The organism is Mariniflexile litorale (assembly GCF_031128465.2).
GTDB classification, from domain to species: Bacteria; Bacteroidota; Bacteroidia; order Flavobacteriales; family Flavobacteriaceae; genus Mariniflexile; species Mariniflexile litorale.
Genome location: NZ_CP155618.1, coordinates 320,855 through 337,037 on the forward strand (window position 1 = coordinate 320,855; position 16,183 = coordinate 337,037).

At 30.0% G+C, this 16,183-nt stretch carries 9 protein-coding genes; 2 read left to right on the forward strand and 7 right to left on the reverse strand.

Annotated elements, in window-relative coordinates; translation table 11 throughout:
- Nucleotides 1–41 precede the first annotated feature (41 nt).
- Entirely contained in the window at nt 42–1,097 is a 1,056-nt protein-coding gene (locus QLS71_RS01350; protein WP_308991331.1) for a sensor histidine kinase, read from the forward strand.
- A gap of 59 nt (nt 1,098–1,156) precedes the next feature.
- The gene (locus QLS71_RS01355) at nt 1,157–1,867 is read left to right on the forward strand and encodes a response regulator transcription factor (protein WP_308991330.1); all 711 of its coding nucleotides are present in this window, start codon (nt 1,157–1,159) and stop codon (nt 1,865–1,867) included.
- Nucleotides 1,868–2,027: 160 nt separating this feature from the next.
- On the opposite strand, the gene nagB is transcribed toward QLS71_RS01355, so the two are convergent.
- The 7 genes from nagB to QLS71_RS01390 all read right to left on the reverse strand — a co-directional run bounded on the left by nagB (nt 2,028) and on the right by QLS71_RS01390 (nt 16,179).
- Nucleotides 2,028–3,965, reverse strand: coding sequence for a glucosamine-6-phosphate deaminase (gene nagB / locus QLS71_RS01360; protein WP_308991329.1), 1,938 nt, complete (start codon nt 3,963–3,965; stop codon nt 2,028–2,030).
- Nucleotides 3,966–4,106: 141 nt separating this feature from the next.
- Entirely contained in the window at nt 4,107–6,200 is a 2,094-nt protein-coding gene (locus tag QLS71_RS01365) for an alpha-L-fucosidase (RefSeq protein ID WP_308991328.1), read from the reverse strand.
- Nucleotides 6,201–6,427: 227 nt separating this feature from the next.
- Nucleotides 6,428–7,567, reverse strand: coding sequence for a DUF5009 domain-containing protein (locus QLS71_RS01370; protein ID WP_308991327.1), 1,140 nt, complete (start codon nt 7,565–7,567; stop codon nt 6,428–6,430).
- A gap of 12 nt (nt 7,568–7,579) precedes the next feature.
- Nucleotides 7,580–9,157, reverse strand: coding sequence for a solute:sodium symporter family transporter (locus tag QLS71_RS01375; RefSeq protein WP_308991326.1), 1,578 nt, complete (start codon nt 9,155–9,157; stop codon nt 7,580–7,582).
- A 103-nt stretch (nt 9,158–9,260) separates the two neighbouring features.
- Nucleotides 9,261–10,133, reverse strand: a complete 873-nt coding sequence (locus QLS71_RS01380; protein ID WP_308991325.1) for an inositol oxygenase family protein — start codon at nt 10,131–10,133, stop codon at nt 9,261–9,263.
- A gap of 122 nt (nt 10,134–10,255) precedes the next feature.
- On the reverse strand, nt 10,256–14,299 hold the full coding sequence (locus tag QLS71_RS01385; protein WP_308991324.1) for a two-component regulator propeller domain-containing protein: 4,044 nt from the start codon (nt 14,297–14,299) through the stop codon (nt 10,256–10,258).
- Nucleotides 14,300–14,352: 53 nt separating this feature from the next.
- Nucleotides 14,353–16,179, reverse strand: a complete 1,827-nt coding sequence (locus QLS71_RS01390) for a metallophosphoesterase (RefSeq protein WP_308991323.1) — start codon at nt 16,177–16,179, stop codon at nt 14,353–14,355.
- Nucleotides 16,180–16,183 lie beyond the last annotated feature (4 nt).

The window sequence follows — 16,183 nt, forward strand, 5'->3', positions numbered from 1 at the left end:
AGCCCTAAACACCAAAAAAAACTTATTTAAATTATATTATAATGAAAAATGAAAATAAATTACACCAAATATCATGGCGTTATCATGTTGTCTTTTGGATGGTATACTTTCTATTTAATACATTCCGTTGGGGTAGCTATTTTAATGATTATGAGTATTCATTGAAATCAAATATGTTAGGTTTTCCTATTCATATGGCTCTTAGTTATCTAAATATTTTTATTCTCATGCCGTTTTTGATCTATAGAAAAAAATATTTTTTATATATCCTTTCTGTTTTATCTGCCATTTTTATAATGGTTTTAGTAAAATTTAATTTAACGTATTTATTGATAAGTCAGAATGTATGGCCCGAAGGACCAGAGTTCCTAAACAAATTATCTTTCAATTACACCATAGATATGATGATTGGTGAATTGTATGTTATCACATTTGTTGCAGCTATAAAAATAACACTAGATTTTTTAAAAGAACATAAAAGAGTCACGGACCTTGAAAAAGCACAATTAGAAACTGAATTACTTTTTTTAAAGAATCAAATTTCACCTCATTTCTTTTTTAATACACTTAATAATATCTATTCTTTATCTGTAGAAAAGTCTGAAAAAACACCCAAAATAATATTAAAACTCTCTGAATTAATGCGTTATATGCTTTACGAAACAAAAGAGAGGCGGCAAACACTAGAGAACGAGATACTTTGTATCCAAAATTATATAGATTTAGAAAGAGTTAGATATGATGATTCTCTTGAAGTGAATATGTCTATATCTGGCGATATTCAAGATAAAGAAATTGCCCCCATATTATTATTAACATTTATTGAAAATGCCTTTAAACATGGGGCGAATAAAAATATAGGTAAAGTTAAAATTGTTATTAACTTTAAAATCAAAGAAAATTTTCTTTATTTTACCGTTATTAACCCCTTACCATTAATAACAGATCATAAAGACAACCTGAAGCAATCCAGTGGGATTGGATTGGAAAATGTTAAAAAAAGACTGGAATTAGGTTACAACAAAAAAGATTATGATCTGAAAATAAAAAGTCATAAAAATAAATTTGTAGTAAAACTCAAAATTAAAGTTGGTTAATATTTAACAATACTCTCAAAGTAATTCTTATTAATTACTTATAATATAAAAACAAAAACATGACCATTAGTTGTTTAATTATTGATGATGAACCATTAGCAATAAATATTATTAAAAATTATTTAGAACAAATTGAAAATTTTGAAATAGTAAACACATTTAATAATGCTATAGATGGTTTAAATTTCTTAAAAAACAATTCTGTTGATGTTATTTTTTTAGATATCAATATGCCTGTACTAGATGGTATTAATTTTATTAAAAGTTTAGATGAACCGCCCTTATTAATAATTACCAGTGCTTATGATGAATTTGCTATAGAAACTTATGAATTAGATGTTTTAGATTACTTAGTAAAACCTATTGAGTTTCCAAGGTTTATGAAAGCTCTAAATAAAATAGAAAAAAGACTTGATATTGTAAAAACTCCTTTAGAAAAGACTAAAGAACGTCCTTTCATTTTTGTTAAAATTGACAAAAAGAAAATGAAGAAAATTTTTCTTGATGAAATTTTAGTTATTGAAAGTTTAAAAGATTATTTAAAAATTAATACCTTAACAGGTAGATACATTGTACACAGTACGCTATCGGATTTTACAAATTTATTACCTTCTAGGGATTTTATAAGAATACATAGATCTTATACTATTGCCATTGATAAAATTGATGCTGTTGAAGGGAATAGTGTCGAAATTGAAGGACTTAGATATGTAATTGGCCGATCTTATTTGGAAGAAGTAAAACAGAAAATTTTAAATTCTTCTATTTAAAAAATGGCAATACCATTTGTCAATTACTATTATTGGAAATTCAAACCATACATAGCATAAAAAATTGATGGCTACCATTTATTAAAAAGATAACCATCAATAACCAAAAAATAAACTAATTTTAAATGCTATTAATCAGAATTAGTATATACCGTTTTTTTTAAAAATAATAACGCTTAAATGCCTCAATAGCAGCATAATCTGCTAATCCTAAATCATTATATTTTTTTGCCGTTTCTCTATTTCTATCTTCAACACGTACCCAAAACTCTCTAGAATCATCTCCTTGAAACATAACACCATCTTTTTGAGATTGGTGATAAAAAATAGCGTGTCGCTTTTTAAGAACTTGATCTGGACTCATAGGAACAGCCATCTCTATTTGCGAAGATTCCCACTCATGCCATGCGCCACGGTATAACCATACCCAACAATCATCCATGAAAGGTTTAGGTTTCAATATCTTTAATGCTTCGAATAAACTATCTAAACAAACTTTGTGAGTTCCATGAGGATCGGCTAAATCGCCTGCTGCATAAATTTGATGTGGTTTTATTTCTTCAATAAGATGACACATGATTTTTATATCGGCTTCAGAAAGATTACTTTTTTTCACAGTTCCTGTTTCGTAAAACGGAAGGTCTAAAAAATGAACGTTTTCATCAGTAAGCCCTATGTATCTAGTTGCAGCTAAAGATTCACTTCTTCTAATTAAACTTTTTAGTTTTCTAACCTCAATAGAATCAATATCATTTTCAGATTTATTTTTTAAAAAATCTATAATTTGCTGTGACTCAGTTGATTTTGAATTGAAAGCCATAGATATTTCAGCAAACTTTAAAGCTTCCTCATTAGAAACTGCAATATTTCCCGAAGTTTGATATGCCACATGAACCTCGTGTCCTTGTTCTACTAATCTATCAAATGTACCTCCCATGGAAATGACATCGTCATCGGGGTGCGGACTAAAAATAATCACTCTCTTTTTTGCTGGTGTAGAACGTTCCGGTCTATAAGTATCATCTGCATTTGGTTTTCCTCCTGGCCAACCTGTGATGGTATGTTGTAATTTATTAAACATTTTAATGTTTAAATCATAAGCAGTGCCTTCTTCTGTTAAAAGGCTAGCCATACCATTATCATTATAATCCTTATCTGTAAGTTTAAGAAAAGGTTTATTTGTTAATTCACTTAACCAAACTACAGCTTTCAGTTTTAATTCATCAGTCCAAATACATGATTTTACAAGCCAAGGTGTTTTTACTCTTGTTAATTCTGATGAAGCTTCACTATCTAAAACAAAGGTTGTGTTATTATGCTCTTGTAAATAAGTTGCAGGCACTTGTGAAGTTACGTCGCCTTCTATAGTTTTCTTTAATATTTCAGCTTTACTAATTCCCCAAGCAAGAAGCACGATACGTTTAGCACTTCTTACGGTACCTATTCCCATGGTAATGGCTTTTCTAGGGACGTTATCAATACCTAAAAAAGAAGGAGCCGCATCAATACGTGTAATATGATCTAAAGTTATACTTCTTGTTCCTGAGTTAATATGAGACCCTGGTTCATTAAACCCGATGTGACCTGTTCTGCCAATTCCCAGTAATTGAAAATCCAATCCGCCATACGATTTTATTTTCATTTCATAATCAATACAAGACTGTCTAAGTTCTTCGAAACTTACTGTACCATCTGGAATATTAATATGTTCTGGTGATATATCTACATGATCAAAAAGATGATCGTGCATAAAGTAATGATAACTCTGAATATTATCTTTATCCATAGGATAATATTCATCTAAATTAAAAGTAATAACGTTTTTAAAACTTAAGCCTTCCTCTTTGTGCATTCTTACAAGCTCTTCATACACTTTTATTGGTGAAGATCCTGTTGCTAAACCCAAAACACAAGGTTCATTTAATTCTTCTTTTCTATGAATTAAATTTGCAATTTCTTTTGCTACTAAAATGGAAGCTTCTAAAGAAGAATCGAAAATAACATTATGAATTTTCTCAAAACGAGTATCTTCAAATTTACCTGCTTCTTTATACCCAATTCCTTCTTTTTCCTTATAGCTGATATCTTGTTTAATCATTTATTGGTTTCTTTACATTATTGATATAAAATTACTTACTTAAGTCTTCTCAAAATCAAAAATTTCGACTAATAACCAATGTACTTCGGCAAAGGAATATTTTTTATAAAACCATCCATTTAAACATCTTTTGGTGTTTATCTATTTTTCCATGACACTAATTTCTCCAATGGTAACACTGTTACCATTTCCTATGGCAGACACAGCCACAAAACGCATATATCTAGTTTCTAAAATATTGAATGTTTTTATTTGTTCTGTAGGATTGTTTTTAATATTTGAAAATTCTCCTTCAGCCTGCTTCGTCCAATTTTTATTATCCAAACTTGTGTAAAATTTGTAGTTAGAAATGAGATTTAAATTGCCACCTATTTGTTGTGGAAAATATTTAAACCCATTTATCTTTTGTTTAGCCCCCATATCAACAATTATTTCTTGAGGAAGTTTATTTTTCTCATCTCCCATCATCCAAGTTGTATTTGGATCGCCATCAATAATTTTATCGACTTTTTTTAAATCTCCACTTGTAGCAAAAATTACTTTCCAGTTTTCTTTAGACTTACCAAAACGCGCTGTATTAATAGTGCTGCTAACATTTTCAGTTGTATTATAAGCTATTGCTTTTATTTTTAAAGCATTAGTGTGTTTAAATGGTATATTATATAATGTACTTTGAATTGTTGGTTGAGAACCATCAATAGTATAGTATATTTTATTGTTATTTTCAGCTTTTATAACGACGACTCCTTTTTTATTTCTTTGTATTACAGGAGAATAAACTAAAGTAGGTGCGTTATAAGCTTTAATTGCAGATATAACAAGGCTTGCTTTGGAATTTGTAATATTCACTCTAAGAGCAGTCGCTTCAACCCTTGGTATTCTTAATATTCTTTTATACCCAATAGTAGTCTCATTGGCTACGGTTTGCCATTTTCCATCTACTCTTGCTTCAACATTAAATTCTTTTACACGTTGGCCGAGTTTAATAGATTCTTGCAAAAGAATACGGTTTATAGCTGTAGGTTTTTCAAATTCAAATAAAACAGAAGCCGTTTTAACAGTATCGTCTGTTGCCCAATAGGTTTCCTTATTTGTATCTACTAAATTATTTACTGAATACAAATCATCATCACCTCGAACATTATCTGCTGAAATTTTGCATCCTGAAAGCAGTTCATTTTTAAAATCTGTTTTAATGATTGCTGTTAATTCTTTTAATCTAGCTTCGTCATTTTCATTAACAAGTCCTCTTTTATCTACAGGAAGGTTTAATAAAAGATTTGCGTTTCTTCCTATAGATTCATAATAGATATCTACCATGTCTTCAATTGGTCTAACTTTATCATCTTCAATGGCATGATAAAACCAACCTGGTCTTATTGAAACATCTGCTTCTCCTGGAACCCATTTTTCACCATCTTCATGCCCAGACATAAATTCTGTGTAATGTACTTTTCCTGCTAATTCATCTTTTTGGCGAAGTAAACTCCAATTTGTTTTACCCGCTCTTCCTTCTTCGTTTCCTATCCAACGTGCTTCAGAAGGGCCAACACCCCAGACTAATGTTTTTGGTGCAATTTCATATATCATTTTATAAGTTTCATCCCAATTGTAATACTCAAGAGTGTTTATTTTTCTTGTTTCATTAGCACCTCCATAATAACCATCTCCACCATTAGCACCATCAAACCAGATTTCAAACACGTCTCCATAGTTGGTCAACAATTCTTTTAATTGATTTCTGAAATATGTAATATAACCTGGCTTTCCATATTCTGGATGATTTCTATCCCAAGGTGAAAGGTAAATTCCTAATTTTAAACCGTATTCTCTACAAGATTCGGCTAATTCTTTAACGACATCTCCTTTACCGTTTTTCCAAGGTGAGTTTTTTACGGAACGTTCTGTATAATCTGAAGGCCATAAACAAAAGCCATCATGATGTTTGGCTGTTATTATAATGCCTGTCATGCCAGCTTCTTTTGCAATACGAGCCCATTGTTTAGTATCTAAAGCGGTAGGATTAAATAATTTGGGCGATTCATCGCCATAGCCCCACTCTTTATTTGTAAATGTGTTTAATGAGAAATGTACAAAAGCGTAAAACTCCATTTCGTGCCAACTTAATTGTTTTTGAGATGGTGTAGGGCCATATGCTAAAGGCGGCTTAACTTGCTCTTTACAGCTATTTAAAAGAAGAAGGCTAAAAGAACAAAGTATAACAAGCTTTTTCATGGAAATATTTATTTTTTTAATAAATGCTAAAGTCTATAAAAGATTTATCTAGAACGTATTATTTCGACAAACAACAATTTTAAAATGTATTTGGAACACTTTTTTTGAAGATAAACTATCATAATGCTATAAATATTCTAAAATAATTAATTCAAGCCATTCTAAAAAATCTCATGATTTTATGATTGATTTCAATTGAAACCACTAAAGGCAAAAAACATTGATAATTATATTTTAATATAAACTCTTTTCTTGTCAAGCCACCATCCTAACGACCAAGATAATAACATAAAAACTGTTGCTGTAATTAAAGCTCCAAATGAACCAGGAAATATATTCTGAAAAACATTTTCACTGACCCATTCAAAAAGATCCATGCCTGAACTTGTTTTAATATGACGTAAAACGATATAAAACAACTCAGAAAACAAATAAATAAACAAAGGATTCTTTCCGAAAACCTCAAAAAAAGTAACACCAAACTTTACTTTTTTTATTTCCATTAAATAAATCAAAATTGCCATTATAGATAAATCTAATCCTATGGTGTATATAGTGAATGAACTCGTCCATAGCTTTTTTGAAATTGGAAATATTAAATCCCACCAAAGTCCTAAAGCTGTTAAAACAAAACCTGCAATAAGTAACTTAGAAATACCTTCAAAAGTCTTTCCTTTTTGTTGCACAAAAACTCCTGCTACAAATCCTGCAACAACATTTACAATAGCGGGTAACGTACTTAAAACACCTTCAGGATCAAACGGAATACTGTCTTTTTTGTAAATATGACCTTCCCCTAACAGGTATAAATCCAATTTAGTAACGGCATTAGTAGCCATATTTAAAACCCCACCTGAGTCGCCAAACATATATAATATTGCCCAATAACCTAACAGAATAATTCCTGATAAAATTAACGCCATTCTTTGTGATAGGGAATAGAAAATAATAGATGTAAAAAAGTAGCATAAAGCAATACGTTGCAACACGCCCATGATACGAGTCTCGCTAATTGGCTTTAGTTCCCATGATCCATCTACTTGTTGAAAAAATGGAAACCAATACATTAAATATCCTATCAAAAAAATAAGAAACGTTCGTTTTAATATTTTTTTCCAAACACTTCTGGATGAAGCTGATTTTAGTTTTCCAATTGAAAAACTCATGGCATTACCCATGGCAAATAGAAATGAAGGAAACACTAAATCAGCAAGTGTAAATCCAAACCAATTGGCATGTATCAAAAAAGAGTACAAGGGAGCTCCAGTACCAGGTGTGTTAACAACAATCATTAAACAAATGGTTAAACCTCTAAAAACATCAAGCGACAAAAACCGATTAGATTCTTTAATACGTGCTACTTCCATTTATCAGATGATTTAATTTGTTCCCAATAGCACATAGATTAGAACAGTAACCGCACACAGAGAAATTGCCATAGGTTTGGTGTATTTCCATGCTTTAATTTCTACTATATGTAAATCATCTTGATTAAATTCTTTATTTGAAGGGTATAAATAAGACACACCAAACATAACAGCTAGATTTAATAAAAACTCTATTCCCCAAATATGCACAAAGTGGATATCAACCTTAAAAACAAAAGTTGTTAAAATATAAAATATAAGTCCTACAAACAGTGCTACTTTGGCTCCCGTTGCTGATACTTTTTTAAGAAAAAACCCAGCTAACATAATAGAGGCTATAGGTATAAAGAATATACCATTTAATTGCTGTAGTAATTGGTATAAACCATCTGGTGCATTGGCTACCATGGGTGCGACTAATATGGCGAATATAGCTAAAACAGTTGTGGTTAATTTACCGACTCTAACTAATTTAATATCTGTACAATTTTTTTCTAAATGCGTTTTATATATATCTATACTAAAAATAGTTGCAGCACTATTTAGTACACTATTAAATGTGCTTAACACAGCCCCTAATACTATAGCTGCAAAAATACCGACTAAGCCTACTGGCAATACTTTTTTAATAAGCTCTGGATAAATCATATCTTGATTATCGTACAGAGAATCACCGAAATAATAAAAACCAATTACGCCTGGTAGAATAATGATGATTGGAACTAATATTTTTAAAACCCCCGTAAAAAGCAGTCCCTTTTGTGCCTCAACTAAATTCTTTGCACCAAAAGCACGTTGAATGATGGTTTGATTCATGCACCAAAAATAAATTTGATTTATAATTAAACCTGTAAAAAGTACTTCAAAAGGTAATACGGAATCTTTTGATCCTATCACGTTAAACTTTTCTGGACTGTTCTTGTAAACTTTGCTTAAACCTTCTAACGGATTTCCATCACCTATACTTAATAGTGCCAATAATGGAATAAGAAGTCCTCCTATTAACAGGCCATAACCATTGATGGTATCTGAAATAGCCACCGCTTTTAACCCTCCAAAAATGGCATAAACAGAACCTAAAACACCTATAAGTACAACGGTAATCCATAAACCTTCATCTTTAGAAACTTCTAAAACTTCAGAGATATTGAATATGCTTTCAATATTTATTGCTCCTGTATAAAGCACTATAGGGAGCAAGGTTACTATAAATGAAATCATTAAAAATAATGCTACTAAAGTTCTGGTTGCATTATCAAATCTCTTTTCCAAATATTGAGGAATTGTAGTAAGCCCCATTTTTAGATATTTTGGAATAAAATAAATAGCAGCAGCCACTAAAGCTAATGCCGATGTTACTTCCCAAGCAATAATTATAAAGCCATTTTTATAAGATGACCCATTCATACCTATAAGATGTTCGGTTGAGATATTTGTAAGTAACATAGAACCTGCAATAACAACGCCTGTTAAACTTCTGCCACCAAGAAAGTAACCATCTTTTGAGGCTAGCTTTTCTTTTCTAAGTTTAAACCAAGAATAAAAAGCAACAAAAGCCGTGAAGGCTATAAAAGTAATAACAGTATACATAAGTGGTTAGTGGTTTAGTTGGTTTAGTTGGTTTATGCTACAAAGTACTAGGGCATCATTTACCCTAAGCACCTCATAACATGATTTATCGAATTATTAAAATTTAAAATCTCAATTTTTCTGGCAAATATTTGGATACTAATGCTTTGTAATAAGGTAGTAATGCTTTTACATCTGGTTTAACAGGTGCTTTAGTGTATAAATCGTAAGGATTAAACTTTCTTACCCATTCAAACATTTCAATATCTTTATCATTCATTAAATGTGCATAAGCATTGTCTCTATGTTGGGAGTAAAACGAATGAAATCTAATCATATATAATGCTGGCTCTGGTAAATAATCTTTCATTATTTGATACAGATATTCATCGTGACCCCAACTCATTTTGACATTATCAAGTCCGCAATTCTCTTTATAAACACCAAGTTTCGTGTTAAATTTGGGGTTTATATAATCTGGGTTTTCTTTAAAAAACTCTGAATACACAATCTTATCTGAATAAGCACATCCTACAGGAAACGTATCGCCTACTACAGCCCATTGTGGTTCTCCAAAAAGACATAAAACTTTCCCTAAATCATGTATAAATCCAGTAAGCACAAACCAATCGGGGTGACCATCTGCTCTAATAGCTTCAGATGTTTGTAAAAGGTGTTGTGTTTGATCTAAATCTATATCTGGATCACTATCATCTACAAGTGTGTTTAAAAACTCTACAGCTTCCCAAACAGACATTTCTTTTCTATCAAATTTTAGAAACTCTTCTTCTTTACTACAAACAAAATCATAGGTTTGGTAAATATGATTTATTCTATAAAACTCTTTAACAGTTTCTACACGTTCTGAATCTACATAATTTCTAAATTCGTCTTTTTCCTTTTTACTTTCAGATGGATCTGGATATCTCATTAACAAATCATCTTCCCATTCATCTAAATTATTTAATGGGTTATTAGAGTCTATAGACTTTTTCATGATATTTAATATTGAAAATTAACTTATACGAAACTAAATTTTTCACTAAAGAAAAGGATGGATTAATACATCAAAAATATGGATATATTTAAGGTATAAACATGTTTTTTATATGGAAAATATTAATTTATTAGTTTACTGGGAGGAAAACCGAATTGCTTTTTAAAGCATCTACTAAAATATAAGGGATCATTAAACCCTACTAAATTGGTAACTTCTGATACGTTATACTTCTTAGTTTTTAAAAGCTGTGCCGACTTTTTTAAACGAATGGTTCTTATAAATTCATTAGGTGCTAAATCTGTTAGTTCTTTAATTTTTCGATATAATTTTGAAGAACTAACACCTAACGCATTACACAAATATGCTGTTGATAAATCTACTTCACTTAAATTATCATTAATTAAAGTTGTTACTTTTTCCATAAACTCCTCATCAATTGGGGAATGAGTAAGTAAGTCTATTTCACTTTCTACTTCTCCTGAAAATTTAGTTTTTAATTCTAATCTAGACTTTATAATATTTTCGATAACGGTTTTTAAAAGCGAAGGATCGAAAGGTTTTACTAAATAGCCATCGGCTCCTAAACCATAACCTTTCACTTTATCTTCATTTTCAGAAAGCGCAGTTAATAAAACGACAGGAATGTGACTAATAAATTCATCATTTTTTAATTCTTTACAGAAATCCAATCCATTCATAACTGGCATCATAATATCTGCAATACAAATAATAGGTTTAATTTGTCTGCAAATCCGCAAGCCTTCTTCTCCATTTTCTGCATTGTAAACTTTATAATAATCGGATAAATAATCGACCAAATATTTCCTAAGTTCATTATTGTCTTCAACAACTAATATTTTTTGTTTTAACTCTGTACTCTGAATTATTTTCTTAGCAGGTAAAGCTGGAATTATGGGTTCATTTTTATCTTTTAAATCATATTCAAAAACTTCTTTATCTTTATAAAAGTCGCGACCTACTGGAATCTCGACAGTAAACACACTTCCTTTGTTAGGTTCACTATCTACTTTAATGATTCCTTTATGAAGTTCTACTAAAGATTTAACTAACGATAAACCAATACCAGAACCTGTATTATTTTCTTTGCTATTCGTAGCTTGGTAAAATCTTGTAAAAATCTTTTCTTGGCTTTTTAAAGGAATACCTATTCCATCATCACTTACTTCAATAACTAAAAAATTGTCATGACCTTCTTTTATCCTAATAAACAAATCTACGTGACCATATTTATTTGTGAATTTTAAAGCGTTTGATAATAAATTATAAAGAATTTTATCATATTTATCATTATCTACCCAACCAACAATGTCTTCGTTTTCTGAAATAAAATTTAATTGAATTTTCTTATTATACGCCAATTCTTTAAACGATTCAAAAATGTTTTTGGAATAAGAAACAATATCTGTTTTTGATACTTTCAGTTTTAACTCTCCTGTTTGTGCTTTTCTAAAATCAAGTACTTGATTTACTAATGTTAGTAATCTAGTGGCATTTTGATGAATAAGATTGAATCTGCTTTTTTGATAATCTGTAGCAGTTTCTCCCCCTTCTTCTAATAATTGTTTAGCAGGCCCTAAAATAAGTGTTAACGGGGTTCTCAACTCATGTGATATATTGGTAAAAAATCGAAGTTTTTCATTATTTAGTTTAACATCGCGCTCCCTATTTACTTTTTCTGTTAGTAATTCTTGTTTTAACCTAATCCTATTCTTCTCTTCTCTTCTAATAAAATAGAAGATAAGTATAAAAACAACTGCAAATAAAATAAACGCTTGAGGTGTTAACCAAAATGGTGGTGTAATTTTTATTTTATAAGAAGCTGCTTTACTCCAATAACCGTAACTATTACTTGCCTTTACTTTAAACACATAATCGCCAGGATACAGGTTGGTGTACTGAATAGTTCTAGAATTGCTATTTGTTAAAATCCAGCTCTTATCAAAACCTTCTAACATGTATTCAAATTTATTGAGCTTGTTATCTGAAAATGACGGAGCAGAAAATTGAATTGAAAAATTACGATTCTTATAATTAAGCTCTACATTCTTACTAAAATTTAAATCCTTTAAAAGAGGTATTTGTCCATTAATGTCCATACCTGGAAGCACTTCTTTATTTTGAATTTTAAATTCTGTTATAATTGGAATTGGAGACCAATTATTTTCAATAATATCTTGCGGCGAAAAATAAATTATGCCATTTTTCCCTCCTAAATAAATATTTGAATATTCGAAATTATAAAACCCACTAGAGCTAAAAACATCTAACCTATTCCCACTATTTACTTGATATACATTAATATCTTTTAAATTATTTTTAAGTCTTGCAACACTATTGTTGTTCATGTTTAACCACAAATCTCCATTAGTATCTACCACCATATCTGTAATCCACTTACCTACAAGTTCTTTTGGCTTTGATAAATATTTAAAATTATTAATTGATGCATCATAATAACTCAATCCTGTTCTAGTAGACACATAAACTTTACCGTAATTATCTACTAAAACATCACTTACATCCTCATCGTTAACAAGACCATTTGCTTCATTTGCTTGTAATTTGTATATTATAACCTCTCCTGTTCTAATAGCATATTTACCAATTCCTGTTTGAGTTGCAAACCATAAATTACCTGTATGATCTTTTTCAATAGCATTAATAGCAAAGCCAGGAAGTAATTTACTTTTAACATCCTGTACTTGTAAATTTTCTATATTTAATATAACGGCTCCTTCTCCAAAAGAACCTATCATAATAGTAGTATCTGTAATTTTAGAAAAAGCAAATACAGATGAAATTTCAAAACCAACATTAATTATTTTCGATTGATTAGTGATATAATCATAAACTAATATTTTCCCATTCCATAGCCCACAAAAAAAAGTTTTTCCATCTATAGAATAAATACTAGCAATATCCTTTTGATTATTATATAATGGAACAAAACCTTCTGAATTTGAAACAAAAAGTCCATTATGTCTTGTAGCAGCAATAATTTTACCATCATATGTTTTAGAAAAACCTCTTATACGAGGAGCTTGATTTCCTATATATTTGGATATATCTTTATTTAAAGTAAACTGGTTTTCGTACGGGTCATATTTATCCAACCCATCCTCAGTACCAATCCATAAGACGCCTGAAGCATCAAAATACAGAGCATAAACCAAGTTATCAACTAGTGATGTATCATCGGACAAAACAGAATAATACCATTTGTATTTGCCTTTATTAATATCTTCTAATCGATCACATTCAATTAAGCCACCCAAAGTTCCAACCCAATATTTACCGTCTGGTGCTTGGGCTACAGTTAAAAAATAAGGTCCTAAACTAGCTCTAGTTTCATCATCCTGTATGTAAAGGTTTTTAAACTCATTAGTTTTTATATCTAATTTGTATAGACCTTCACGGGTACCAACAAATATGTCTTTCTTAGCATCTTCATAAATAAAATTAATATATGGATTTTTCTCCTCTGAATTAGGAATAGAGAGTGTGTAATTATATATTTTAACAACATCTCCACTCGTACTTAAAGTGATTTTTGCTACCGAAGCAGTTCCAAAACTACCCACCCAAATATTTCCTTTTTTATCTTCAAAAATTTCTTTCACATATTCAAAACCTTTAATAGAAACTTTTTCAAATTTCTTTTCTTCTGGATAAAATATATAAACTCCTTTTGTTTTGGTACCTACCCAAACTCGTTTAAATTTATCTATATGTATAGATCTAATCTCTTCATCAGGTAAACTATTTGGGTTATTTTTTTCTGATAAAAAAGTAGTAAAGACATGTGTATCACTTTTAAAAAGGGTTAATCCTTTTCTGGTCCCTATCCATAAATTATTAGAAGCTTCATCATATTCTAACGCTGTGATATCATCATTATAAATTCTATTTTCACCCGGAAAAGAACTTAAATAGGTTTTGAATTGATACCCATCAAAACGATTTAAACCAGAGAAGGTACCAAACCACATAAAACCATTCTTATCTTGAGCGATGTATCTAACAGAATTATGAGACAAACCACTATCATCATTATAGTGCTCGAACTTTATATTTTGAGAATTGGATAAATTAATAGCACTAATAAAAAATAAAAAAAGTAATATGTACAGATGCTTTTTCATAAAGTATTTACAAGTTACTGTTTTTTTTACATAGAAAAATTTATTTATATTTATTAGTCTATGCGTTTAACTGAATTTGTTTTTATATTAATTTTAAAATGATTGGAAGGTGCTCCTTTAAGTGTTTTTTGAAATATTTTTGCCCACAACACAAAACTTTTATTATTCGTTTTCTCTAGCTCATTACAAACTATTCTGTATTGCTTCAACCTATTATCCCCAATATCTTTAACAGCTAATTCATCTGCATTTCTTAATCTGTAAAAATCATATATCATATCAAAGCCTGTCCATGTTTTAAAATCTGAAATAAGTAAATTATTAAGCATTAATTGTTTATTGGTTTCTAAACTATCTTTATTAACTTCTAATAAACCTTTACCTGAAAGTTTTAGAAAAGAGTCTAAAAAATCAGTAGGAAAATCTTTTTTTAAAAACCTAAGACGAACCAATTCTTTTAAATGCCATTCGGTAAAATCTTTATAATCTACAGATTTAAGAATATCTTTATTCCAAATTTTAACATGCTTTGTTGCTTCTAAATGAGTATATTCTTGTTCGTAAAAAGGGAATAAACTATTGAAATTTTCAACTGAATTTAAAACCACTGTCTCTACTTCAAACTCGAAATCAGAAAGAATATTAAGTATTTTATAAGCAGGCTTGTAGGCTGCCAATGAAGGTGTTTGAATATTAAACAATGTATGCTTTGTGTCTATTTTTCTAACACCTGTATCGTTTATATGCATGTGACCTCCAAAATGAATCTTAATACCGGCATTGGCAAATGCTTTTGCAACAGCTTCATCTGGAACTCTGTGTAACTGCATTTTATCTGCTCCAAAAAATTGTTTTAAATCTGCTGATGCAGCATCATTGAAATCAATCATAGGATAATGACTAAAGGCTATTAAAACTTTATCATTTCGTTTTGCTTCTTCTGCAACTTTTTTAACCCAATTAATTAAATGATTTTTGTACAACAGCACATTGTTATAGCCCACACTTGCACTAGAAAAATCGTTAGGATTGTCCTTTAAACCCGATAAATTTTCATTAGGCACATATACATTGGCGTCTATCGCTAATAGCCAAACATTTTTTACGGGTTCTGCCAAGTAACTCGCATCTGGAAGCAACAAACTAGTATTTTTAATGGGATATACTCTTTTATCTAAATCAGCTTCTTTTAAAGCTTCATCAAAGTTGTAATTTTCATACTTGTATTCTGAAAAAGGAGTTTCCCAATACAAATCGTTTATTTTAGGAAAAAAACCAAAATCAGACATTTCATGCATCATCTCCTTATAACCCCAATTCTTAATATCGGAAGTTATAATAGGTTCTAATGCATTTTCGTTTAGCACTGAAGTAATTTTAAAACTGGTAATAATTTGTTCTTTACCATCTTGCCCTAAAAAGTCTGTTTTTTTAGCTTCTTGAGAAAATGGTCTTACAGCATCATGATTTCCTGTGGTTACATAAAAAGACATGCCATACTTTATTGAATATTCATTAAGTATGCGTCTTAGCCCTCTAATATGTATAGGTTGTCCATCATCACTAAAATCACCTGGAAGTGCAACTAATTTTATGCCTCTTTTTGCTATATCATTTAATGCTGTTATAAAGGCAAAGTAATTTTCATTAAAAATTCTTGTAGACTGTAATTGCGAACTCATTGTTCTGATATTTGCATACTCCCCTGTTAAAGGGTTTTTAATTCCTTTATAAGTATGATCTTGAAATTCTCCATAAATATCTGCAAAATGAGCATCGGCAATAAAGGCTATCTGAACATGCTCTATATCTTTTTCCTGTTTGGCTTTACAAGAGCTTAAAGAAAACAATAGTAATAAAACTCCTAACAGTTTAACCATAACA

Bases quoted from the DNA above. Each gene is read 5' to 3' on its own strand.
- QLS71_RS01380 (WP_308991325.1), bottom strand. From the start codon at position 10,133: ATGAAAAAGTCTATAGACTCTAATAACCCATTAAATAATTTAGATGAA.
- QLS71_RS01390 (WP_308991323.1), bottom strand. From the start codon at position 16,179: ATGGTTAAACTGTTAGGAGTTTTATTACTATTGTTTTCTTTAAGCTCT.
- QLS71_RS01370 (WP_308991327.1), bottom strand. From the start codon at position 7,567: ATGGAAGTAGCACGTATTAAAGAATCTAATCGGTTTTTGTCGCTTGAT.
- nagB (WP_308991329.1), bottom strand. From the start codon at position 3,965: ATGATTAAACAAGATATCAGCTATAAGGAAAAAGAAGGAATTGGGTAT.
- QLS71_RS01375 (WP_308991326.1), bottom strand. From the start codon at position 9,157: ATGTATACTGTTATTACTTTTATAGCCTTCACGGCTTTTGTTGCTTTT.
- QLS71_RS01365 (WP_308991328.1), bottom strand. From the start codon at position 6,200: ATGAAAAAGCTTGTTATACTTTGTTCTTTTAGCCTTCTTCTTTTAAAT.
- QLS71_RS01385 (WP_308991324.1), bottom strand. From the start codon at position 14,299: ATGAAAAAGCATCTGTACATATTACTTTTTTTATTTTTTATTAGTGCT.
- QLS71_RS01350 (WP_308991331.1), top strand. From the start codon at position 42: ATGAAAAATGAAAATAAATTACACCAAATATCATGGCGTTATCATGTT.
- QLS71_RS01355 (WP_308991330.1), top strand. From the start codon at position 1,157: ATGACCATTAGTTGTTTAATTATTGATGATGAACCATTAGCAATAAAT.